Origin of the sequence: Acutalibacter intestini, from assembly GCF_034334985.1 — a bacterium.
GTDB lineage: Bacteria > Bacillota > Clostridia > Oscillospirales > Acutalibacteraceae > Acutalibacter > Acutalibacter intestini.
Genome location: NZ_JAWXXL010000035.1, coordinates 1 through 22996, shown reverse-complemented (window position 1 = coordinate 22996; position 22996 = coordinate 1). Strand labels below are relative to the sequence as shown.

Annotated in this window: 26 protein-coding genes, 1 pseudogene and 1 riboswitch; of the genes and pseudogenes, 17 read left to right on the top strand and 10 right to left on the bottom strand. The window is 48.7% G+C overall.

Going from position 1 to position 22996, the window contains the following annotated elements; all coding sequences use genetic code 11:
* The first annotated feature begins 28 nt into the window (after positions 1 to 28).
* The 8 genes from U8U68_RS17550 (at position 29) to U8U68_RS17515 (ending at position 9008) form a co-directional block, all read left to right on the top strand.
* Positions 29 to 820, top strand: a complete 792-nt coding sequence (locus tag U8U68_RS17550; RefSeq protein ID WP_322203134.1) for a threonine/serine exporter family protein — start codon at positions 29 to 31, stop codon at positions 818 to 820.
* Positions 820 to 1278 (top strand): threonine/serine exporter family protein, encoded by a 459-nt coding sequence (locus tag U8U68_RS17545; RefSeq protein WP_322203157.1) that lies wholly within the window; start codon positions 820 to 822, stop codon positions 1276 to 1278. The genes U8U68_RS17550 and U8U68_RS17545 overlap by 1 nt, the downstream gene beginning before the upstream one ends.
* A 150-nt stretch (positions 1279 to 1428) precedes the next feature.
* The gene (locus U8U68_RS17540) at positions 1429 to 2391 is read left to right on the top strand and encodes an RluA family pseudouridine synthase (RefSeq protein WP_322203132.1); all 963 of its coding nucleotides are present in this window, start codon (positions 1429 to 1431) and stop codon (positions 2389 to 2391) included.
* Positions 2392 to 2650: 259 nt separating this feature from the next.
* Positions 2651 to 3109: a GNAT family N-acetyltransferase gene (locus U8U68_RS17535; RefSeq protein WP_322203130.1), complete on the top strand. Its 459-nt coding sequence runs from the start codon at positions 2651 to 2653 to the stop codon at positions 3107 to 3109.
* Positions 3100 to 5343, top strand: coding sequence for a polysaccharide pyruvyl transferase CsaB (gene csaB / locus U8U68_RS17530; protein WP_322203128.1), 2244 nt, complete (start codon positions 3100 to 3102; stop codon positions 5341 to 5343). The genes U8U68_RS17535 and csaB overlap by 10 nt, the downstream gene beginning before the upstream one ends.
* A 390-nt stretch (positions 5344 to 5733) precedes the next feature.
* The gene (locus U8U68_RS17525) at positions 5734 to 6669 is read left to right on the top strand and encodes an AAA family ATPase (protein WP_322203126.1); all 936 of its coding nucleotides are present in this window, start codon (positions 5734 to 5736) and stop codon (positions 6667 to 6669) included.
* The gene (locus tag U8U68_RS17520) at positions 6669 to 7772 is read left to right on the top strand and encodes a DUF58 domain-containing protein (RefSeq protein WP_322203124.1); all 1104 of its coding nucleotides are present in this window, start codon (positions 6669 to 6671) and stop codon (positions 7770 to 7772) included. Before U8U68_RS17525 ends, U8U68_RS17520 begins: the two co-directional genes overlap by 1 nt.
* A 12-nt stretch (positions 7773 to 7784) precedes the next feature.
* The gene (locus U8U68_RS17515) at positions 7785 to 9008 is read left to right on the top strand and encodes a hypothetical protein (protein WP_322203122.1); all 1224 of its coding nucleotides are present in this window, start codon (positions 7785 to 7787) and stop codon (positions 9006 to 9008) included.
* A gap of 388 nt (positions 9009 to 9396) precedes the next feature.
* Here U8U68_RS17515 and U8U68_RS17510 read toward each other — a convergent pair whose 3' ends face one another.
* Positions 9397 to 9717 (bottom strand): DUF4368 domain-containing protein, encoded by a 321-nt coding sequence (locus U8U68_RS17510; protein WP_367575849.1) that lies wholly within the window; start codon positions 9715 to 9717, stop codon positions 9397 to 9399.
* A gap of 836 nt (positions 9718 to 10553) precedes the next feature.
* Here U8U68_RS17510 and U8U68_RS17505 point away from each other — a divergent pair.
* From U8U68_RS17505 to U8U68_RS17480, 7 genes and pseudogenes are all read left to right on the top strand, one after another.
* The gene (locus tag U8U68_RS17505) at positions 10554 to 10928 is read left to right on the top strand and encodes a DUF2461 family protein (protein WP_322203120.1); all 375 of its coding nucleotides are present in this window, start codon (positions 10554 to 10556) and stop codon (positions 10926 to 10928) included.
* A gap of 131 nt (positions 10929 to 11059) precedes the next feature.
* Positions 11060 to 11158, top strand: a riboswitch (TPP riboswitch).
* Between the two features lie 375 nt (positions 11159 to 11533).
* Positions 11534 to 12370: an AraC family transcriptional regulator gene (locus tag U8U68_RS17500; protein ID WP_322203118.1), complete on the top strand. Its 837-nt coding sequence runs from the start codon at positions 11534 to 11536 to the stop codon at positions 12368 to 12370.
* A 113-nt stretch (positions 12371 to 12483) separates the two neighbouring features.
* Complete coding sequence (locus U8U68_RS17495; protein WP_322203116.1) at positions 12484 to 12792, top strand: hypothetical protein; 309 nt, start codon at positions 12484 to 12486, stop codon at positions 12790 to 12792.
* A gap of 118 nt (positions 12793 to 12910) precedes the next feature.
* Positions 12911 to 13090: pseudogene (locus tag U8U68_RS22490) on the top strand (ATP-binding cassette domain-containing protein); the annotation flags it as partial.
* Between the two features lie 76 nt (positions 13091 to 13166).
* Positions 13167 to 13247 (top strand): hypothetical protein, encoded by an 81-nt coding sequence (locus tag U8U68_RS22485; RefSeq protein WP_367575850.1) that lies wholly within the window; start codon positions 13167 to 13169, stop codon positions 13245 to 13247.
* Positions 13248 to 13461: 214 nt separating this feature from the next.
* Positions 13462 to 13809, top strand: a complete 348-nt coding sequence (locus U8U68_RS17485) for a TIGR04076 family protein (protein ID WP_322203111.1) — start codon at positions 13462 to 13464, stop codon at positions 13807 to 13809.
* A 121-nt stretch (positions 13810 to 13930) separates the two neighbouring features.
* A complete protein-coding gene (locus U8U68_RS17480; RefSeq protein ID WP_322203109.1) occupies positions 13931 to 14347 on the top strand; it encodes a pyridoxamine 5'-phosphate oxidase family protein in 417 nt (138 codons plus the stop codon).
* 334 nt (positions 14348 to 14681) lie between these two features.
* Here U8U68_RS17480 and U8U68_RS17475 read toward each other — a convergent pair whose 3' ends face one another.
* The 9 genes from U8U68_RS17475 to U8U68_RS17435 form a co-directional block, all read right to left on the bottom strand.
* Positions 14682 to 15707 carry an NAD(P)/FAD-dependent oxidoreductase gene (locus tag U8U68_RS17475; RefSeq protein WP_322203107.1) on the bottom strand — a complete coding sequence of 342 codons (1026 nt, stop codon included), beginning with the start codon at positions 15705 to 15707 and terminating at the stop codon, positions 14682 to 14684.
* A gap of 159 nt (positions 15708 to 15866) precedes the next feature.
* Complete coding sequence (locus tag U8U68_RS17470) at positions 15867 to 16052, bottom strand: hypothetical protein (RefSeq protein WP_322203105.1); 186 nt, start codon at positions 16050 to 16052, stop codon at positions 15867 to 15869.
* A 31-nt stretch (positions 16053 to 16083) separates the two neighbouring features.
* Complete coding sequence (locus U8U68_RS17465; RefSeq protein ID WP_322203103.1) at positions 16084 to 16656, bottom strand: glycoside hydrolase family 25 protein; 573 nt, start codon at positions 16654 to 16656, stop codon at positions 16084 to 16086.
* On the bottom strand, positions 16640 to 17047 hold the full coding sequence (locus tag U8U68_RS17460; protein WP_367575848.1) for a phage holin family protein: 408 nt from the start codon (positions 17045 to 17047) through the stop codon (positions 16640 to 16642). The genes U8U68_RS17465 and U8U68_RS17460 overlap by 17 nt, the downstream gene beginning before the upstream one ends.
* 646 nt (positions 17048 to 17693) lie before the next feature.
* Positions 17694 to 17867: a hypothetical protein gene (locus U8U68_RS17455; protein ID WP_322203101.1), complete on the bottom strand. Its 174-nt coding sequence runs from the start codon at positions 17865 to 17867 to the stop codon at positions 17694 to 17696.
* 14 nt (positions 17868 to 17881) lie between these two features.
* Positions 17882 to 18166 (bottom strand): hypothetical protein, encoded by a 285-nt coding sequence (locus U8U68_RS17450; protein ID WP_322203099.1) that lies wholly within the window; start codon positions 18164 to 18166, stop codon positions 17882 to 17884.
* Positions 18167 to 18171: 5 nt separating this feature from the next.
* Complete coding sequence (locus U8U68_RS17445) at positions 18172 to 18942, bottom strand: ABC transporter permease (protein WP_322203097.1); 771 nt, start codon at positions 18940 to 18942, stop codon at positions 18172 to 18174.
* The gene (locus tag U8U68_RS17440; protein WP_322203096.1) at positions 18939 to 19661 is read right to left on the bottom strand and encodes an ABC transporter permease; all 723 of its coding nucleotides are present in this window, start codon (positions 19659 to 19661) and stop codon (positions 18939 to 18941) included. Before U8U68_RS17440 ends, U8U68_RS17445 begins: the two co-directional genes overlap by 4 nt.
* Positions 19658 to 20413: an ABC transporter ATP-binding protein gene (locus U8U68_RS17435; protein WP_322203094.1), complete on the bottom strand. Its 756-nt coding sequence runs from the start codon at positions 20411 to 20413 to the stop codon at positions 19658 to 19660. The genes U8U68_RS17440 and U8U68_RS17435 overlap by 4 nt, the downstream gene beginning before the upstream one ends.
* 155 nt (positions 20414 to 20568) lie before the next feature.
* On the opposite strand from U8U68_RS17435, the gene U8U68_RS17430 reads away from it, so the two are divergent.
* Both U8U68_RS17430 and U8U68_RS17425 read left to right on the top strand, forming a co-directional pair.
* On the top strand, positions 20569 to 21273 hold the full coding sequence (locus U8U68_RS17430) for a response regulator transcription factor (protein WP_322203092.1): 705 nt from the start codon (positions 20569 to 20571) through the stop codon (positions 21271 to 21273).
* A 78-nt stretch (positions 21274 to 21351) separates the two neighbouring features.
* A complete protein-coding gene (locus U8U68_RS17425; RefSeq protein WP_322203090.1) occupies positions 21352 to 22755 on the top strand; it encodes a sensor histidine kinase in 1404 nt (467 codons plus the stop codon).
* Positions 22756 to 22996 lie beyond the last annotated feature (241 nt).

The following is a 22996-nucleotide window of genomic DNA, read 5'->3' as shown; positions in this document are numbered from 1 at the left end:
CTTATTTATCAAGAAAGGATTTTCTTCTATGTCCCATACGCCCAATCTGTCCAACTCTAGCATTCTTGAACTCTCCTTCCGCATGGGCGAGACTCTTTTAGAAAACGGTGCGGAGATCTCCCGGGTACAGGAGACTATGGAGCGTGTTGCCCGGGCCTATCAAGTAGAGCATTTGGACGTGTATGTACTTACCAACGCCATTTTTGCCGACGGCAAGGAAAACGGTGTGCAGCGCTCTACCCGCCTACGCTACGTTCCCAGCGCCAGCACCCATCTGGGGCGCATCTGTGCTGTAAACCAGCTTTCCCGGGAAATTGCCCTGGGCCTACACACCGTGGAGGAGGCCTTTGCCCAGCTGGAAGAAATTCGTACTCTGCCCTATTCCCCCCTGCCCATGGCAGTGCTTTCCTGTGCTATAGGCAGCGCGGCTTTCAGCTACCTTTTCGGCGGCACCTGGGCCGACGCTGCTGTGGCCTTTTTCTGCGGTGTGGCTTTGGAGCTTTTCCTATTTTTCACCAGCAAAAAGGGGACGTCTAAATTTATGACCAATCTCTCGGCCAGCGCCCTAGTCACGCTCATCGGCGGGGCGGTTTTCTTGCTGGGAGCCGGGAATAATATGGATAAGATCATTATAGGCTCCATCATTCGTTTGGTGCCTGGGGTAGCCCTAACTAATTCTATCCGGGACTTCTTCCACGGCGACTATCTAAGCGGGGCCATCCGCATGCTGGACGCTGTGCTAGTAGGCGGATGCATTGCGGTGGGAGTCGGCTCGGTGGTACGGCTGCTCTCTCTTCTGACAGGGGGTGCGTTGTTTTGATGGATCTGCTCCCCCTCTTAAACTGGCTGTCGCAAACTGCTGTGGCCTTTCTAGCCACCATTGCCTTTGCGGTGATCTTCCACACCCCCCGGCGGGAGCTGCTGTTTACTGGGTTCACTGGTGGGGCGGGGTGGCTGGTGTATTTAATCGCCGGCAGCCTGGGCTGCGGGGTGGCCAGCGCCTCCTTTTTCGCGGCGTTGGCCCTGACCTGGCTTTCCCGGATGTTCTCCTTTTACCGAAAAGCTCCGGTAACGGTGTTTTTAATCTGCGGCATTTTCCCCATTGTGCCCGGGGCGGGCATCTACTATACTGGGTATTACTTTTTCATGGGCAGCAACGCCCAAGCTTTCAATAAAGGACTGGAAACCATTAAGATCGCAGTCGCCATTGCCCTTGGCATCGGTATTGTGTTGTCCCTGCCATATTTTCTTTTTACGACGGAGCGGAGAAAAAAGTAGAGACATCCCATGGATGGCACATTGTGCGGTCCGGGGGTGAAAAGTTGGCCAAGCACAGGAAAACTGCCAAGCTTTTACCGTCCGCTTTTCTGGGCCTTGACGCCCGCTCCTAATTTTCGCCTATTCTTTTTCCACTCCAAAGGAGGACCCATGCCCCGCAGAGAAGTGACTATTACCCCCAACGATGCCGGACAGCGGCTAGATAAGTTTCTGACCAAAACCTACCCCAATCTGCCCCAGGCTGTGCTGTACAAGTGTATTCGCAAAAAGGACGTACGCCTAAACGGCGGCCGCTGTGTGCCCGAAGTTAAGCTGGCCCCTGGCGACCGGCTTTCCCTGTATTGGCAGGAGGAATTTTTCCAGCAGTCCCCCAAGGAACAGGACTTTTTAAAAGCCCCCCTAACGTTGCGGGTGGTTTACGAGGACCAGAACCTGCTGCTTTTGGATAAACCCCCGGGGCTTATCGTTCATCCGGACGAAAACTACCACTTCGATTCCCTCATCGCCCGGGTGCGGCACTATCTCTATGACAAAGGCGAGTACAACCCTGACAGCGAAAATTCTTTCGCCCCAGCGCTGGTGAATCGCATCGACCGCAATACAGGCGGTATTGTTATGGCGGCGAAAAATGCCGACGCTCTGCGCATTCTCAATCAAAAGGTTAAGGACCGAGAACTGAAAAAGTTGTACCTTTGCGTGGTCTGCGGCGTGCCAAAGATAAAGGAAGCCCTGCTGACCGGTTACCTTAGCAAGGACGAGGCAAAAAACCGGGTATTTATCAGCAAAAGGCCACTGCCCGGGGGCAAGACGATCCGCACCCGCTACCGGGTACTAGAAGAGCGCGGGGGCTTTGCCCTTTTGGAGGTGGAGTTGCTTACCGGGCGTACCCACCAGATCCGGGCCCACCTAGCCTCTATCGGCCACCCTCTGGCCGGGGATGGCAAGTATGGCCGCAATGCCCTGAACCGGCCCACAGGTTTTCCCTATCAAGCGCTGTATTCCTATAAGCTGCGGTTTAGCTTCACCAGCCCTGGTGGAGCCCTGGAATATTTAAACAAGCAAGAATTCCAGGTAGAAAACGTGTGGTTTTTAGAAGCATTCCAGGGGTTCTGACGCATTTCTTTTTGACGGTGAAACGCCTCTGGCGGCGTAAAGTAGGCAAAGCCAGCTTTTTGGCAGGGCTTCTAAGAATCTCACCAGACGCCAACTCTTCACCCCTGAACCGCACAAGTGTCCCTTTAGCTTCCCTTTCCCCTCCTTTTTCTGCTTCGAGGGCGAATTCTACCGAGGGACGGCCAGCCTCTTCACGGCGTAAAAGTTTCTTTAACCCGCCAGAGGCATCAACACTATAAAGAATTGAGGATGGATGTTTTTGCAGACAGTAAAAGTGACCGGCTTTCTGCCGGAAGAGACCCATGCCCTCCGGCAGGAGGTTTTTATAGAAGAACAGGGCTTCGCTCAAGAGTTTGATGAGACAGACCGCGCCGCTCTGCACATTACACTGTATGAAGACGGCCAGGCCGCGGCCTGCTGCCGGATCTTCCCCGATAGCCCCAGGGGCACATGGCACGTGGGGCGGGTGGCTGTGCGGAAAAACCGCCGGGGCCAGGGGCTGGGAGCCCAGGTCATGGACCAAGCCGAGGCGGCCGCAAGGGCCCGGGGCGCGGCGCGGATGGTTCTTTCGGCACAGGTGCAAGCCGCAGGCTTTTATCAAAAGCTGGGCTATGCGCAAAGCGGCGGGGTCTATCTGGACGAACATTGCCCCCATGTACACATGGAAAAACTGCTGGGCCAGGAAACTACGGAAAAGAGGGAAACTGCATGCGAGTGATCCATCTGATCGGCGGCGGCGACACTGGCGGGGCCAAGACCCATGTGCTGAACCTGCTAAGGGAGCTGAACCATTTTATTGACGCTACCCTCATCTGTTTTCGCCGGGGAGATTTTTCTGACGACGCCGCTAAAATGGGTGTGCCTATCCATGTCATTGAGAGCGGCGACCCCATTCGGGGCCTGCGGGAGTTGCGCAAGCTTACCGCAGGGCAGAAGATTGACATCATCCACTGCCACGGGGCACGGGGCAATCTGATGGGCAATCTGCTGAAAAAATATGTGAAAGCCCCGGTAGTCACCACTGTGCACAGCGACTACCGGCTGGACTACCTGGGCCGCCCGGTGGCCCGGTTGAGCTACGGCACCACCAACCTGGTGGCCCTGCGCCGGGTGAACTATTACATTGGCGTCTGCGACAATATTACGGACATTCTCATTGAACGGAATTTCCCTGCTGACCGTATTGAGACGATTTACAATGGTATTGATTTCAATTCTCCCATCACCTGCCAGCCCAAAGAAGAATTTTTCCGGTCTATTGGTATGGACCACCACCCTGGTGACGTGGTGGCTGGTATTGTGGCGCGGCTTTCCCCCGTGAAGGACATTCCCACCCTGTTGCGGGCCGTGAAGCTGGCCCGGGAAAAGCTGCCGAACCTGAAGTTAGCCATTGCTGGGGACGGTGAGGACCGGGAAAAGCTGGAGCAGCTTACTGCCCAACTGGGACTTTCGGATATTGTGTGCTTTACCGGGTGGCTGAAAGACATTAATTCCTTTTATAATGCCATTGATATAAACCTGATCACTTCTCTGTCTGAGGGCTTTCCCTACGTGCTTACCGAGGCGGCCCGCATGCACCGGGTAACTATTTCTACTAATGTAGGCGGTATCCCCTCCTTGATTATTCACGGGGAGACAGGTCTTCTCTTTACTCCCAAGGACGAAAAACGGTTGGCGCAGCTTCTGACCGACTTATCCGCCGACCCCCAGCTGCGCCGCACCCTGGGAGACCGGCTATATGAAAAAGCCCGCCGCCAGCTTTCGCTAGAGAGCATGGTGCATCGCCAGCTGGAGATTTACGACACCATTTTGGCAAAGGAAGCACGCAAAAACGCCGCTCGGCGAGACGGCGTGGTCATTTGTGGAGCCTATGGCCATGGCAACGCGGGGGACGACGCTATTTTAAAGTCCATCATTCAGTCCATCCGTCAGCTGGACCAGTTTATCCCTATTACAGTGCTGGCAAAAAATACTCAAAGCATTAAGCAGCGGTACAAGGTCCACTCCATCTATACCTTTAATCTCCCCCGCATTCTGCGAACCATGAAAAGTTCCAGGCTGTATATCAACGGCGGCGGCACACTGATTCAAAATGCTACCAGCCACCGGAGCCTGTGGTATTATCTTTTAACCCTATGGGCCGCCAAGCGCCTGGGGAATCAAGTGGACATGTATGGCTGCGGCATTGGGCCGGTAGCTGGAAAGCGGAACATCCGCCTGGTCCGCCAGGTGCTGAACCGCTCGGTAAATGTGATCACCCTGCGGGAGGAGGAATCTCTGGGAGAGTTGAAAAGCTATGGCGTTACCCAGCCCCGCACGGTTCTTAGCTCGGACCCGGCTTTGATACTCTCCCCTGCCGGAGAAGCCGAGACCCGCCGCTACCTGCGTGACCAGGGCTTTGATCCAAAGGGCAAGTATATCTGCTACCTGCTGCGGAACTGGCGTGGTTTTGTGGAAAAAGCGCCTGTTCTGGCCCGGTGCGCCCAGCGGGCCAGAGATGAGTATGGCCTAGAGCCTGTGTTTATCTCCATCAACGCTTTTCAGGACGAGTCCGCCGCCCAGGCGGTGTTAAGCTGCATGGACCACCCCGGCAAGCTGCTCACTGGAGCGCCGGGGCCAGAAATGCTAATCTCCATTTTAAGCCATATGGACGTGGTCGTCTCCATGCGGCTGCACGGGCTGATTTTCTCTTCTCTCAGCGGAGTACCTCTGGTGGGGGTCAGTTACGACCCGAAAATTGGTTCTTATCTACGGTATTTAGGATATGGCGAGTGCGTGGACCTCTCGGACGTAACAGAAGAATGGCTACATGCAGCCACCGGACGGGCCGCGGCCATGGCTCCCCATCAAGACGAGCTGCGGGCCAAAACCCAGCGGCTGATTGATGTGGAGCGGGAGAACATCGCCGCCGTAAAGGGACTGCTAAGCGGGAACGAAGGGCATGGCCAATAAATTTGGAAATCCTGATTACCGGCATTCTAGTGGAAGAAAGAAAATCTCGTTTGGCCTAGAGTCTGTTTTAAACCCGGAGAAGAGTCAGGATTTTCGTCAAAAGCGCGATGGATTCAAGAAAAAACCGTAAAAAAGGCGGTCGCTTTCGAGGATTTTTGACCCAGAGGCCACTCGTTTTCCGCGAAAAGACGATTTTTCGAAGTTTTTTAGACGGACGATAGGACTTGTTTGAAAATAGAGAGCACAAGCCCTAGCAAAGACTTGGCGAATCCATGTACTGGTCCCTTCTGGAAGGCCAGCTTGGCGCAGGTAGGGTTTCGCAATCCGGGTACTATATGGGCAACAAGGCCGCAGCTGGCCTGGAAATCTAGAAAGCGAGGAAAACTTTTTATGGAAAATGTTCTGCAAGCTGTAAAAGCAAATATCGCCAAGGTTCTGGTGGGTCAGGAGCGCACCGCCGACCTGCTGCTTACCGCCCTATTGGCTGGAGGGCACGTGCTGGTGGAGGACGTGCCCGGCATGGGGAAAACGGTGATGGCCCGGGCTCTGGCAAAATCTGTAGATGCAGACTTTGGCCGGGTGCAGTTTACCCCTGACCTGCTTCCCTCGGACGTGACGGGCCTGAACTTCTTTGACCAGCAAAAGGGCCAGTTTGTGTTCAGCCCGGGGCCGGTGTTCTGCAATATTCTGCTGGCCGATGAGATCAACCGGGCCACCCCCCGCACCCAGTCCAGTCTGCTAGAATGCATGGCGGAAGGACAGGTCACTGTGGACGGCGTCACCCGCCGGCTCCCCCCTCCCTTCTTTGTCATTGCCACCCAAAACCCCGTGGAGACCCTGGGTACCTATCCCTTGCCCGAGGCCCAGCTGGACCGCTTTCTTATGCGTATCTCCATGGCTCCGCCCAGCCCAGACCAGGAGGTAGCCATTTTAGAGCGCTTTATGGACGCGGAGCCGCTGGAGGAGCTTTCTCCCGTCTGTAGTAAAGAGGAGATCATCCGCCTACAAAAAAAGTCCCGGCAGGTCTTTGTGCACCCATCCCTTTTGGGCTATATAGCTGCCCTAGCCCAGCAGTCCCGGGGGCAGAGCGGCATTGAGCTGGGCCTAAGCCCTCGGGGCAGTTTGGCTCTGCTGCGGGGCTCCCAGGCCTTTGCCCTGGTGCAGGGCCGGACCTTTGTCACCCCCGAGGACATTAAGTCCGTGGCACAGCCCGTGGTGGCCCACCGGCTCTCTGTCAGCGGAACCGGCGGTAGCGCCCCTCAGAAACAGGCTGCGGATAATCTGCTGGCCGCTGTGACAGTTCCCACAGAGGAGTGGGAGAAGTAATGATCATAATTATTCTTATACTCTTAGCCAGCCTGGTCCTAATCTTCTGCGGCGTGCGGGCCCTGTACCAGCTGTACTGGAAAAAAGGCCTTAGCTGCCGCATTGCCTTTACCCAAGACTACGCGGTAGCGGACAGCGTTTCCACACTCTCCGAGGTGATCACCAACCGGAAACTACTCCCCTTGCCTACTGTAGAGATCAGCTTTCATATGGACAAACGGCTCCAGTTTGGCCACGGTGAAAACGCGTCCATCAGCGACCAGACCTACCGCCGGGATGTGTTCGCAGTATCCATGCAGCAGAAAATCACCCGTACCTTGGATTTCAAATGCGCGGGCCGGGGGTATTTCCGTATTGATGAGGCGGGTCTAGCAGCGGCGGATCTATTCCTCACCCGAAAATACCTGACCACTCTGCCCCAAAGCACCGAGTTCTACGTACTGCCCAAACCGGTGCCCACAGGGCAGATCAACATTCCCTATTCCCGCATTATGGGCGCGGTACTCAGCCGCAAGCGGGTGTGCGACGACCCCTTTGAGTTTGGGGGACTGCGGGAGTATTCCCGAGGCGACCCTATGAAGTATATCAACTGGAAGGCCACCGCCCGTGCAGGCAAGCTGCTGATCAACCTGCATGAGTCTACCCTGTCCCAGCGGGTGGTCATTGGTATTGACATGGAGACAGGCGGCTGGCAGGGGGATTTTCTCAATGAGGCCGGGGTTCGGGTGGCTTGTTCTTTAGCGGAACGGTTGCTGGCCGATGGCGTGGAGGTAGGACTGTACAGTAACGGGTCTAATGTGCAAACCGGACAGCTGTGGAAACTAGAAAGCGTGGCTGGCTCGGGCAGCTTGTTATTCCTAAAGAAAAAACTGGCCTGCCTGCAAGGCGGCGCCAACCTGACGCCAATTTGCCAGTGTATACCCCAACCGGCGGATACAGACGACCTGCTGGTCCTGGTCTCTCGCAGCCAGCGCAAGGACCTATGCCAAGCCTTTTCGGCAGCAGTGGGCAAGGGCCAGGGGCTGCGCATCGTTCCCTGCGGCGCAGAGCATGGGGAATTGCCGGAGTATCGAAATGTCCAGCTGGTCTGGATGGAATTTTAAGGGGGCGAAGCCATGAAGAAACTCAAAGAGCTACTAGGGCTCACGAATTTGCAGATTCTTCTGCGGGCTTTGGCTCGCCTGCACTGTGGGTTGGTAGCAGGAATCCTCTTTGCCTTTGGTTTCAGTGTGTTACAGCAGTTTGATATTTACTACTCATTAACAGTGGCGTTTTTCCGCGGTCTGCTGTTCGCGCTGCCCGCTGGGCTCAGCTATTATGCGGCCAAACGAACCCGAACCCTGTGGCAATATCTGCTGGCCTCCCTTTTATTGTGCGGCCTTAGCTTCTTGCTTACCGGCCACCTGGGGGGCGTGATTTTGACTGTCCTGATGTGCTTCTTCCGGGGACGTAACCGTCTGGCAGAAGAGGAAGAGGGACCCATCCTCTCCTTTTTCGATTTTCCCAACTACCCCAGCCTGAGCGTGTTCGCCGCAGCTTTTGTATACAGCGCTTTCATTGGTTTTCCAACTTTGCAGCGGCTGGCCCTGGTCTCTGGGATGCTGTATCTCATTCTATGCGTAACCTACCGGGGAGCGGAGCGGGTAGACGCATATCTCACCCTTAATAAAACCATGCGCAATCTACCTGCCCGGCGTATTCAGCGTATTGCCGGGGCAGCGGTGCTGGGATGGTTCTTGCTTATGTGTACGCTACTTATTCCAGCCCTAGGGGCCAGTGGGAATATAAAAATCACCATTCCCGAAAACCGTCACTGGAGGGAGGGGCAAGTTCCGGTAGAGCCCATCCTTTCCGGCGACTTGTTTCCAGACATGCAAAACTACGCTGAAATGTTCTGGGGTGAAAAAGAGCCTTTGTGGGTAATTCCCCAATGGCTTTCTACCGCGATTTTTTGGCTTCTGGCCACAGCCCTGTTGATCGGTTTGGTCTTTGGCATACGGCAGGTCTTTAAGAATTTCCAGCGGAATTATACGGATAACCGGGACTATGTCCAGTATTTGGGTAAAGAAGAGTACACGGATCAGGGAAGCAAGGAAGCTGTCCGTCTCCGGCGGCCCGCAGTGTGGGACCGTTCCCCTAACGCTGTTATTCGCCGACGGTACCGGCGAAGGATTTTAAAAGCGGGTAAGGATTCTCCAGCCCAAAGCCTTACCCCCTCCGAGCTAGAGGGCTGGGCTGGACTGGAAGTTCCCCGGCTGCACGAGCTCTATGAAAAGGCCCGCTATGGACAAGAGCCCTGTTCCCCGGCAGAAGCTAAGGAAGTCCGCCTAGAGCGGTGACGGGTTAAACTGCACAGAATAAACGGGAGATCATTCCCTTTGCCGTAAAAAACGCCATTCGGCTTTAGGAGCTGTTTGAAAACCCGGAAACACCATCTTTATCCTCATGAGCGGCCCCTTTCCACGTGGAAAACCCCCGCAACCACAGGACTGACGGAGTTAGCAAAGCTAACCACAGCGATTCTTCTCCTTGAAAATAGACCTCTTCTGGCCATTAATCCGTTATTGTCTCTATTTTCAAACAAGCCCTAGCGGAATGGCTAAAAATTATACAAACACAAATATTTACGGTTAGAGGGAAGTAATTTCAGATTAGGCGGTATCGCCCCGATTACAAGGGCTATGCCGTCTTTTCTTGCGCTCAACGAGCGCGGTTTCCTTATGCGCCTTACCGTTTCGGTTGCGTGGCAGAAAGAAAATGGATTTCCCCCACAAAGTTGAAAACAATATCTACTTTCTGTACCCGCTTCCCTTCCACCTTTTCCGGCGCACGGACTATGATTTTCTTGATAAATTCATTGACGATCGCGGGAGTAAGTTCCTTTATCCCCACATACTTGCGGATCATCGCGGCGAAGCGGGCAAGATCGCTCTTGTTCTGTTCGTAAGTATCGACTTCCTGCTGGTCTGCCTTGACCTTTTCTTCCAGTTCCCGCTGTTCCGCTTCATACTCTGCGGATAGCTTCAAAAATCTGTCATGGCTTACCACGCCATGTCGTCCTCATAAATCCGTTTGAAGATACTGTCAAGTTCCGATAAGGGGTTAGGCGGACGAGATGATTTCAGGTGAAACTGTGTTTTTTCGATATCCGCTTTGGACAGGCCTTACTACGGCATGAGCATCCTTGTTATTGAAAGCCTTGTGGCAACAATAGTCCTGCATTTTCTAAAAAACAGGAAAAAAGCAAGGTTACAACCAGGTTTTGGCAAGGTCGCTGTCATGTGATTTTTTATGTCAGAAGCAGACCTGTTTCTGACATGTGAAGTATTATGTTGCCATTGCAGAGCCAAATGACAGTTTTAATCGGCTGATTCTTACAGAAGAATATTTACACGCTTGGGCTATCAATTTGTATAGCTTGAATGCGAGGAAACTGAAGCAAGGATACGCTATAATAAAGTGATAAATTGGCATCTGCTTTCCCAAGAAATGGATGCAACGGGTGAAGTTACCGTGCAGATCAGTTTATTTTGCAACAAAATGATCTGTGGCCGTTCTTTTTTTGGTTGCAGGCAACGCATAGAAGGTGCAGATAGTGGATACTGTATGGATGCAAAAGTATTTGACGGACTTAAGGCAATACCGCACAATTCAAAGTACCGTATTGCGCAGTCAGATTTTTCTTCAGAGGGTACAGATTGAGCGCCGTCCATCTCACCGTTGACCAGCGAAAGCTGTGCGCTATCACGGAAAATCTGCAAGCAAGACGGTGCTTAGAATTGTGCGGGGTTGCCTTAAATAAGCATAACAACCGGGGATGGTATTTGGAGCGTTTGACAGAAGCATTTTACATATTCAGCCCAAGGGCACTGCATTTACATTAATTGGGTATCCCCGTTCGGAGAACACCATATAATCCGTCATTTCGCGCCCCTATTCCTCAAAAGGAAAGCTACCCGTTTCCGGTAGGATATTATCTGATGATCAAGCCTGGAGACCAGTCATTTCGAGATGCAATTGAAATAATCCGCGACTATATCACCGTGTTCAATGAAGAATTTGACAAAATCATCCATACGCCGGAGCTGGAAAAACACTTTACGGCACAGGGGCTTTTGCGTGTTCTCTTCGGATATGGCAGGGAGCATCCCCAGGCGGAATGGTTGATGTTTATAAAGCTGGTATCTGAAATATCGGTGGATGCAGAGGTATTTGTAACAGAAGCAGCAAAGCTTGTTCCGCATTATGAAGCCGTTTAACGACTATCTGAGCAGAGTTTTGGAAGGATTTCCAATGACGGAGCGAGAAGAGGAGAGTAATGATTAATGAGTGCGCCAGATCGGACCGCCGATTTGACACATCCATGCAGATACACAAATATAGGTTTATATCCAAAAAGCGGGGGAACTACTGTGTAGTTGAGAAGGCAGAACCTGACCCTTTGAACCTGTTGGCTAATACCAACGTAGGGAGCTGAATGAATACTGCGATTGTATTATCAGGACGCTCCGTGTGAGCGTCCTTTTACTTTCCATTTTGATTGGGTGCACATCGTGCTTATGATCGATTGACTGGTAAATGTTTAGAGTGGCGCAGAGGCTGCTGAAAAGAACCAGAAAGCGGGAATTTCTTAAGACAAAAGTCGAGCCAAGCTCTTGAGTAATGTAAGGTAACCCTCTCGTATAATTGGATGGTTTACGCTATAATTGTAGGACCGCAGGAGGCTGAAATGAAAGCGGATAATCAGCCGATTTTGCGTAAGAACATTTACGTACTTGGGCTATCAACTTGTATAGCCTGAATGCGAGGAAACTTGTGAAAGGATAAGCTATAATAGAACATTAGAATAGCGTTAGGTGACCTTATGGAATGGATGCAACGCTTGAACCAATCGATTGAATATATGGAAGAACATATCACTGAAGAACTGGATTATGAAAAGGTAGCACAGGTGGCCAACTGCCCATCGTACTATTTCCAACAGATGTTTCTCTATATGACAAATATGACGCTTCGGGAATACATACGGCGGCGCCGGCTGTCCCTTGCGGCTGTAGAGCTGCAAAAGGATAGCGGGAAGGTAATAGACATTGCTATAAAATACCGGTATGAATCCCCAACTGCTTTCACCCGAGCCTTCAAAAGCTTTCATGGCGTAGTGCCGTCTGCGCTCAAGACAGAGAACCGGCCGATGCAGGCTTTTCCCCCGATTCAGTTTCATGTATCCATGGACGGAGGGGTGCCATTGAAATTCAGAGTAGAGGAAAAAGCGGCGTTTCGTGTGCTGGGAGTTTCCTGCCCACTGAATAAGGAGCTTGCCCGAAATTTTGAAGTAATCCCTACTGTATGGGATACGGCTCTTGCCGATGGAACGCTTACAAAACTGAGTGCTTTGCAGGAAAGCAGACCGCAAGGTTTGCTGGGTATTAGCGTTCATCACACAGAGAACTGGAAATACTTGATTGTGGTCCGCTCCGACAGGAAGGAAGATTCATTTGAAGAGTATCATATCCCGGCGTGTAAATGGGCTATTTTCGAGGGGCAGGGCACCAACCGTTCTCTACAGGAATTAGAAAAGCGAGTCATTGCAGAATGGCTTCCCACTTCTGGATACACATACGCGAATTCACCGGATATTGAGGTGTATATCAAAGCGGATCCACAGGAGGCGGTTTACGAATACTGGATCCCAATCATATAGAGATGGAAACTGATTTCGACAAAACAAAGCATTAATATCCGTACAGGCCTTTCTGTTTTCAGTATCTCATTCATATCCTCCATACATTCTTTGCAATCAAGGAGGCAGCATAAATGACTAAAAAAATTGCGGTCCTTGCAGCCGCGCTGGTGCTTGTACTAATAAGCGCTGCGGCCTGTGCCGCAAATGAGGACCCGGTCGTGACTCAAAGTGGCTCGGTGAACAAAAATCAGTCCATAACCCAGAGCAGTCAGCAGGCAAGCAGGGGTACTGGGGAACAGGGAAACGGAGCTGGTGAGCCAGCGGTAAATCAGAAACAGATTGAAAGAGAAACACAAAGGATGAAAGAAGAAGGTGTCGTTGACAAAAACGGAAAGCCTGCACCAGGGGTTGATCTGAATGATTACCCCGGATTGGGATAGTCATCTAGCGGAACGGATTTGCAAAAGCGGGTATTAATTGGGGAGGAACAGGAGGATTATATGAATGAGATACTGAAAGCAAGAAAGGCTGACAAAGACTTACGGAAAAAGTATTGCTGTGAATGCAGTCAGTTTGACGGTGAGACAAGGAAATATATACGGCCTTATTGGGAAAAATGAAGCCGGAAGGACTACATTTATGCGTACGATACTGGGGTTGGCTTCACCGAATAGCGGTCAGATGGAAGTTTTCGGCAAAACAAACCTGGAGCAGCAGAGAAAGTATACAGGAAGCCTGATTGAAGCAAGTATGAGCGCACGAGACAATTTGGAAACCATCCGGAAAGAAAAAGGTAAAGCATTTTTCTTTCCGGATGCAGCAGCGGATCGGACTGGCCATCGCTCTCATAAAGAAACCCGCCTTTCTGATTTTGGACGAGCTGATTAAGGGGTAGGGAAGCTCTGATATATCACTCCTTTCTTAATTAAATTTCTTATAATATGCCGGAAATTCAAAATGGATCGTTTCAAATAGACGGAATTCCTATTGACAAATTATAGGAAATTTTGCATAATAAAGTTATGGTTTGGTTTAATAGGATCTAATCAAGGGTGTGAGGTATAGTTTTCAATAGAACAGGTAAATCAAAGATGAAAGGAAATGATACTATGAAGAAGTGGTACGCTGAGGAGTACGAATGGGAAATTGAGGTCATCGGCTTTTTGCATGGCGATCACACGGAACACTACTGCCGGAATGGAGAAGAGGTTGGGGATAAATACACCTGTACCTATGGATGTCCCGTCAATCAAGATGGGCAGGGTATCTGTTCTAAGTGCATGATGGTGATGTTTCCCATTATGGAAGCAGTCAGAAGCGGCGGTGATTTAGAGAATATCGGAGGTGACGGGAAATACAGCAAAAGCATCGTTTGCCCTGACGGCTGTGTTCTGTTCAAACTGACGGCAAAGCCTACGGAGAACCCAAATTGCTTTAGGGCAAAACTATTTGAATAACAGCAGCGAAAATCGGCTGTATGGATGTAAAGCTAATAAAGAAAGTCGAAAAGTATCTATGAGAAATTGACTAATTCTGCTCAAGAGAAAAGAAAAAATTTGCAAGCTGGAGAATAATTCAATGAACGAATTTAGTCAAGAAGCAGAACAGATCATGATTGAGCGTTTCGGGAAAGATACAATTATATCATTAGCAACCACGGAAAATGCAAGGCCTTATGTGCGTTACGTCAATGCCTATTACGAAAATGGGGCGTTTTATGTCATTACCCACGCACTCTCAAATAAAATGAAACATATAAAAGATAACCCTGTTGTTGCAATCGCCGGCGAATGGTTTACCGCACATGGGAAAGGCATTAGCCTAGGTTATTTTGGAAAAAAAGAGAATTATGTAATTGCTGAAAAATTGAAAAATGTCTTTGCGGAATGGATCGATAACGGTCATACTGATTTTAACGATGAAAACACCATCATTCTGCGTGTGGGACTGACTGATGGCCTGTTGTTCTCGCATGGTACAAGATATGAGTTTTAATTTTCAAATTTCCTACTGTGTCAGGTCAAATATTATTAAAGTTTGCTGTCCGTAGATCAGACGCTGTACGCCGAGCTTTACCATGCGGAGGATATGCGGCGGTGTAGTGTGTGCGGCTCACCCTTTGCATCCAGCTCTAACCGGGCTATTTACCTGCCGGAAGCGTATCACCCGCAGACAGAATGTAGCTTTCCGGGCGGGAAAATAAGGTGGCAAGGGATTTATACCTTTATCGCTGAAAATGGCGTTTTTTTTGCCTAACAATCCAAGCTCTGCACCCATGAGAAAACCGGGGCGCGATGGCTATCTGATAGCTGCCAGGTCCCGGTTCTTTTCATTTCATATCGCTAAATGTATCTGCTATCCCAGCGACGAAGCTCCATTGCCTTTTCATGTAGCTATGCAATGGCTCTAACCTTTCTTTATAGTCTGAATATATCATTTCCAAATTGTCAAAATGGTCCATAACCGCTTGTGCCACGCAATATCCGCTTTCCATTCCGGCAGAAATCCCCTCGCCCATCGGGTTAAGAAATCCTGCGATCTCACCCGCAAACAACACCCGTCCAACACCATAGTCAATATTGCAGCCGGGGAGAATATGCGGCATAAGCCATTTATCCGTTTTTACCTGTTTATCAATTTGCAGATTATGCTGTTCTTTCATATAGTCAAGAAAGCGCTGGTGAAAAACCGCTATCTTTTCATTATCTTTTACCGATACCCCCAGCACAAGAAGATTGTCCTTGACATTAAACCATGCGTCATATTCTGATAATTCCGGCTGTAAATAAGCATAGAAGTAATGATAATCTAAATCTATGCTGCCTTGATTATATGTCTGAAAAGTCGTTATGTACTGCGGTGTATTGTTAAGCAGCTTTCGTTTCAATGTTCCGACAACACCCTCACAGTCAATGACAAATTTTGCTATTTCAGTATAGGTTTTCTCCCCGCGAAGCGTCACGTTTACTATTCCGTCGTTTTCCCCACACGAAACTGCGGGGGTGCAATCCCGTACTTCAACGCCGCATTCTGACGCTTTCATGGCAAGCCAATTATCAAAAGAGCTGCGCCATACATTCAATCCCGGTTGTTCAAATCTGACCTCTTTCCCCTTGTCATTTGTAAAGATCATTCCCCTGTTTTCAGTAGGGGTACACATGGCCGAAGCTGGAACCGCCGCGCCGAAATATTCCCGCACCAAATCGACAGTCTTTTTTATCAGTTGCCCTGAACAGGATTTGTACCGTGGCATTTTGAATTTCTCTACCAGCAAAACCTTATATCCACTTTCTGACAGCGTTTTTGCCGCAGTACACCCGGTAGCTCCTGCGCCTACAACGATAACATCATACATTGCTACACCTCATTTCATTTTTTAGACTGCTGGAATACCACACCTATAGTATCATAAATTACAGACTTACGCAAGGCAAAGAAAAGCAGTCTTTTCATGGGTCCGCTGAACTATCTGCTTCACGCAAATGGGGTAAAACCGCCCCTAATAGTAACAGCTTTATTCTCCGTAAAGCCCCGCCCCATCATTGGTGACAAACACCCGGATCATGTCAAGGGACAAGTCCAGATCAGCGGGAAGGCCGTTGGCATCTTTCTTCCCTGTGCCGGTGCCATCGATGAAGCCCTTGGTTACCATTTTGGGGATGGTAAGGCATATCAGGAACTGTATTGTACCCCATTTCATTTTTGCCCCCTTCTCCTTTTTCACCGCCCCGTCAGGGTGGGTAATCATTGTAGGCGTAGTTGCCATCAAAAGTCTTTCCGGCAATGGTTAAATAGTCTGTACACTGCCAAATACCATAGGGCTTTTTGTAGTTGCAAACGCTGTTCCATTGGGCTACCCATTTGTCATATTTATCCAGCCGGGAATTGCTTAGCTTGGTGTTCATCCAAGACAACATGGAGTAAATGCCAACATATAGCCCCGCCGCCTCTACCATGCCGCAGAACGCTTCGCAGATAGATACCAAATCCGCTCCTGCCTGCTGGGGGTCCTCCACATCATACCACACGCCATAGGCGGGATTTCCACCATTTAACAGGCGCAAAACATGCCTTGCCTCGCTTCTGGCCATATCGCTATTCCTAGCATATGAATAGAGATATGTACCCCATGGCATTCCTGCCGCATCCGCCCTTTTTACATTTTCATAAAAGCATTTATCGTCTTGGAAGGGAATATCATTGCCATACCCACACCGGATAATGGCGAATTCCACGCCCGCCTGTTTCAGCGCGGCAAAATCCACAGATCCGTTCATCTCGGAAATATCAACGCCTTTTTTCATTTTCTTCACCGCTTTCCCCTTGATGTTTAAGCACGTCAATGGCCCTGGTAATCACGGCCGGAATGGGCACGCCCATCAGCCCCGCGTTTTCCACAATAGAAATGGTTTCATTGGCGATAAAGCCAATCACCACCGCATCCCGGATAAAGTTAGAACCCATCACCAAATCCAGCCGGTAGGCCACCAACACGATCAACAGGGTTACACCTTTTCGACAAAGGCCCTTCCACCCGGCCTGGCTCTCTAAGGCGCCGTTTGGAGTTTTTTCAGAATTGTGGAACACACCCGCCATGATCAGGCCGGTCAAGTAGTCAATGCCCATGAAGATCATCAGGGTAATTAATGCGGCATCCCAACCACCAAACATGGAAGCAATCAGTCCCCCGATCACCCCAATCCCGGTACAAATGCTTTCTTCATCTGTAAACCTTCCTTTCTGAAAAAAGATATATAAAAACGGCCCCGTAACTTAGGGGCCGTTTTTATCCGGTCGATTTCCCTCCCTGTTTGGCCGCTGGGCGGCGTTTTAAGGTCAGGTAATGAAATTTTATACTTCTAAAGCCAATCGGCCCTTATAGGGCCTTACAGGGGCCTTTATACAGGTTCCCACCCATCTCCCCTGGGGTTCCCGGCATCAGCGGTGGAACCCCATTCTTTCCCGTTGTGGGAAACTTTGTCCCCACTGTTATAGGGATCGGAAGCCCTAAGGGGCTGTGTCTAAACTGGAATCCCGAAATCAGTGAAACCCACCTTTTTGTAAAGGCTGGGGGCCGTGTCCGGTTTCCAATCCTCTTGGGCTTTCTTGATCCCACGGTTTGGAAGGGAAGCGCAAGTGAACCCGGTGAAAACTTTGCTGAAAGTCGGTTCAATCTGGAGCATGATAGCCCATTGAATGATCCGGTGTGGGAAGTAGGGCGGTTTCCAAAGTTCCCGTTGCTTTCTTTTAGTAGCGGTTTAATTGGATGATTGTCATAAGTAACCTCCATTTCGATGTTGGCGGAAAGGGACAGATCAAAATGGAGCGCGGAGAATGACACCTAGGAGAGCCGTTCCTGTCCTCTGGACACGGTGTCCAGAGGGGCCAGGATATCCCAACTGTCAATCAGATTATCTTTCCGGCTCCCTTTACCGTGATTAGAACCATATGTGGAAAGACAGCCGACAACGCTCAAAACCAAAACAACAGATAGAATTGTTTTGATTTTCTTCATAACAGTCCGCCTCGTTATATAATTTTAGGTAAAACCATCATACAAAAAGCGACAGCCCCACCCACTGCATAAATACCATTTATAATCAAGCAGACTTTCATTAAATTGCTTTGAGCTTTTGCCATGACATACGAAATAATAGTGAACACTCCGCTGAAAATCATGAACGCCGCATAGCAAGAAATCATAATTTCAGCGGCAGGCGATTCTAATGCCCAGTCAAAAGTCCTAAGCGGGAGAATTGTCCACGGGACAAAAATCATAATGGTGCTGACTGCGGTTAAAACTTTGTTTTTCATAGTGATTATCTCCTTTCAGCCTGCCCGAAACATAGGCAGGAAATGCCTAAACATACGATTGTAATAAGAGAGGCAACAGGTATCCACGGTATGAGTTCAACCTGCGCCATATCAAGATTTGTTGCAAGTTTACCGTATTCTGCCGTTATCACAAAGAATGGATACGACATTGGATAAGCAAACCACGCTTTTGTATTAATTATTAGCACCGATGGTACTATTGACGCCAAACCAATACCAATTGAAAAAATTGGCGTTTGAATACAGACTGATAACATCCAGAAAAATGCAATCATCGGTATTGCGGACAGAAATATCCAGCTTATTTCTTTTAGAACAAACAACGGCGGCAGGATAAAGTTATAATCCTGTGTCCCCGAACTGATGACGGCACTGATATAGTACGTGCCTGTCGTCATTAAGATTTGTGCTGCCGCCAGCATCAGCAATACAACAAACTTAGCTATACAAAGTTTTGCTGCACTGATTGGCAAGGAAAGCATTTTCAAAATGCCCTTGTTTGCTCTTTCCGTCTGACTTAAAAGAACTATCCCAACTACCATACTTGCGGGAAACATAAACCACGCCATTCCCAGAAAGCCCTGAATAAAGAAATTATTTTCCGGCGAAATTCCCTCTGTCTGCATGCCAAAATTCATTTTGGCATGCAGGATAGACGGTATCCATAAGATAACTGCCGCAGCAAGGAAAATTATTGCAATATTTGAGCGTTTAATTTTTTTGAACTCCACGCCGACAAGTGTTAAAAACCTCATTCAAACGACCTCCTTACCTTTACCAGTATGAGCTGCGCCAATCCACAAACAGCAAGCTCTGCCATTGCTCCACAGATATAGTGTATGGACCGCGTTATATCTGTATCCGCAAATATCTGAAAAGGCATTGCAAAGGGAAAAAGTGAAAGAGCAAAGTTTGTTGTCGGCAGCATTGTTGCGGTAAACACGCATACTACGCCGATTCCAAGGGATACCCACATATTCTTACAGGCTTCCGAAATAAGAAGCGACAAAATAACGCAGGGTAACATCAACAAGAAAGAATACCCCAAGCATTTGCACAGTTCCCCAAAAAATCCACTTCCGATTTCAAACCAGCAATAGGAACAGAAGGTAATGGCTCCCGCCTGGATGACAAGCACAAAAAGGCTCATAAAAACTGTCAAAACCGCTTTTCCTAAGAAAATAGAGCTTTCCCGAATGGGCAAAGATTTCATTTTCTGTATAGCATTGTCTGCATATTCCGTATGATATAAAAGGCAGGATCCGGTTACAATGAGCAGCACATTCAGCATTGCCATCATCTGCCAATTTGCACCCAGTAAAATTTGGATCGGACTGCCCGGCTGGTTAAGATACATTTCCCAGCGGACTGCCATATTGATAATAGGAACAGCCGCAGCTAATATTCCACCGCCGAAGAATACCGGTAAAAACCCCGTTCTCTTTACCTTTTTACACTCCAAAGAAACGCTCATCGCACGGTCCCCCTGTGCTTGTTATCCGCGTCAATTAAGGCAAGGAATGTATCCTCCAGATTATCCGTAGGATAGCCCTGTGAAGCTGCGCTGAATTTAAGTTGTTCAAGCGTTCCCTCAAACAGCAGATGACCATGATTCAAGATACCGATGGTATCAGCCATTAGTTCTATCTCAGACAGTAAGTGCGACGATACCAAAACGGTACAGTTAAACTGTTCCGGCAAGGAACGGATCAGCGTTCGGATTTCGTGGATCCCCACAGGATCAAGTCCATTTGTCGGTTCGTCTAAAATGAGGATCGGCGGCTTTCCGATTAAGGCGCTTGCAAGACCTAACCTCTGTTTCATTCCAAGGGAATATTTTTTTGCAATTCGTTTTTTGAACTGCGTCAGTCCCACGATTTCAAGAGCTTCCACTACGGAGGATTTGGGAAGTCCCAATATTTTGCGGACAATATCAAGGTTTTCTTCCCCGCTTAAATTCCCGTAGAAGGCGGGGGCTTCTATAAACGAGCCGATTTCTTTTAGAATTTCTACTCTGTTATCGGAATATTTCTTTCCGTCAATTGTAAATGAGCCGTCGGTAGGTTTGGTAAGCCCTAAAAACATTTTCATGGTAGTGGATTTTCCTGCCCCGTTCGGGCCGAGAAATCCATAGACAGCACCTTTCGGAATATGCAGATTGACACCTGAAACCGCTGTAAAATCCGCATATGATTTCGTTAAATTATTCGTTTCAATAATGTTCATTGCATTTCGCTCCTTTCTTATCATCGCAGCTAAATTATAAGCCCTGAACCTTGTGTCAACCTTCTTGTGTCCTTACATTTACCTTACATTTCATGGTACATTTAGAAAATGACAGATTTCTGTGGTATAATGGAAAACAGAAAGGTGGTACCCGTATGGAATTTGATTATCTAAAACAAAAACGCATTTTGCTTGTCGATGACGAACAGGATCTTTTAGATATGGTCGTATCGATCTTAAACGAGGACGGGTTTCAAAATATCAAAACGTCAAAAACGGTAAATGAAGCGGTTACGATTTCTGAAACCTATCAGCCTGAGTTTGCGATTCTTGATGTAATTCTTCCTGATGGGAATGGGTTTGATCTGATGGAGCGGCTTAAAAAAACGGCGGATTATCCGGTGCTGTTCTTAACTGCCCGTGGCGAGGATGATGATAAGTTCCGTGGCTTCGGGCTTGGCGCCGATGATTATATGGTAAAACCCTTTTTGCCAAAGGAGCTTTTGTTCCGTGTAAACGCCATTCTCCGCAGGAGTTATAAGGCGGAAAATCCCCTTGTGAAACTGCATGACAGCGAAATTGACTTTGAGCGTGCAGAAGTCATAAAGAACGGAGAACATCATACGCTTACGGCAAAGGAACATGACATCCTTGCCGCTTTATATCGGAACGCTGGGAGAATTGTTACAATTGACGCTCTGTGTGAAGCGGCTTGGGGGGATAATCCCTTTGGCTATGAAAATTCGCTGATGGCGCATATCCGCCGTATCCGAGAAAAAATTGAAGAGAATCCGTCCCAACCTGTTTCGCTGATAACGATGAAAGGGCTTGGATATAAACTTGTTGTGGAGGGCAAGTAGTGTGAAAAACGAAGAAAGGGGCGGTACCGGGCACAAAAGTCTGTGTTTTTCTAACTCTTTGTGCGAATTCTGTATCGCATGGCAATTGATATGAAAAGCGTACCAAAACTCATCCGGCGTTTTGCCGGTATTATGCTCTTGTCCTCACTGTTGCTTCTTATACTGAATTTTGCTTTATTGGGGATATATACGCTGAATCAGGCGCCGAATAGCTCCCCCTGGATTACGGCACAGGCAGTTGCCGATCATTTATCCAAAAGTGAAACCGGGTATGTTTTAAGCGAAGATACCTCGCTTGAACTGCAACACGCAAATGTATGGGCGATTTTTATTGACAACAGGGCAATGAAGGTAGTATGGCAGACGGATCATCTTCCCGAGGCCGTACCCATGTCATACACCATTTCGGATATAGCGAGCCTGACCCGTGGCTATATCGACGGATATCCTACATTTACAGGAGAAGCGGAAAACGGACTTGTGGTACTGGGCTATCCGAAAGACAGCTTTTGGAAACATATGTGGCCGAGTTGGGATTATCATTTCATCGCCAACTTGCCCAAAACGGTTCTTTCTGTTTTAGCAATCAATATAGCCTTGATTTTTACCATCTATGTGATTGCCAATTCCAAGCTGCTAAAATCCGTGAAACCGATTGTCAGCGGAATACAGGCTTTATCAACGAACCAAGAAGTCTATATCAGGGAAAAAGGGCTTTTATCCGAGCTTGCAGTAAGCATTAACAAGACCTCAGATATTTTAAAAACGCAAAGCGGACAGCTCCGAAAAAGAGAAACCGCAAGAGCAAATTGGATCGCAGGGGTATCCCACGACATACGAACACCTTTATCAATGGTAATGGGCTATGCAGGACAGTTAGAAAGCGATGTGCAGTTATCAGAAAACAACCGTCAAAAAGCGGCGGTTATTGTACGCCAAAGCAAACGTATGCGAAACCTGATTAACGACTTGAATCTTGCGTCTAAGCTGGAATACAATATGCAACCGCTAAGCCCTGAAAGACAAAATCTGATCGCCGTTGTCCGTCAGGTAGTAGTTGATTTCATCAATATGAATATTGATGAAAAGTACACGATTGAATGGGAAACAGACGAAGCATTAACTTCTTGTACCGCAAATGTTGACAAAGAATTAATAAGGCGGGCAGTAAGTAATCTGATTCAAAACAGCATAAATCATAACGAACAAGGATGTCATATCTTCGTTCGTGTTATTGCTGAAAATAATGTTTGTACTGTGATTGTTTCCGATGATGGTGTGGGTGCGACAGATGAGCAGATTAGAAAATTGAACAACACGCCGCATTATATGGTGTGCGATGAACAAACAACCGAACAGCGCCATGGCTTAGGACTGCTCATTGTCAAACAAATCATATTTGCACACAACGGCATAATGCAGATAAAGCATAGTGAATACGGCGGCTTTGAAGTTGGTCTGAGCTTGCCGATGTCTGCGTGAGGCAAAAGAGAAAATATGTAAAGCCCTGATCCCCACATTGATTTGTGAATGATCCGGACTTTTGTTTATTCATGTTTTCTGAACGGGCAGTGATCATCTGATTCTCACCGCGAATAATTTACGCCATCCGTTTACGGAGCCTTTGATAGAATAAAGCTGCTACCATCATCAGAATTCCCACCAGGAACAGCCACAGCTTTGCTGTGTAGCTGCCTGTGACCATAGAAAACAGGTAAAAGCT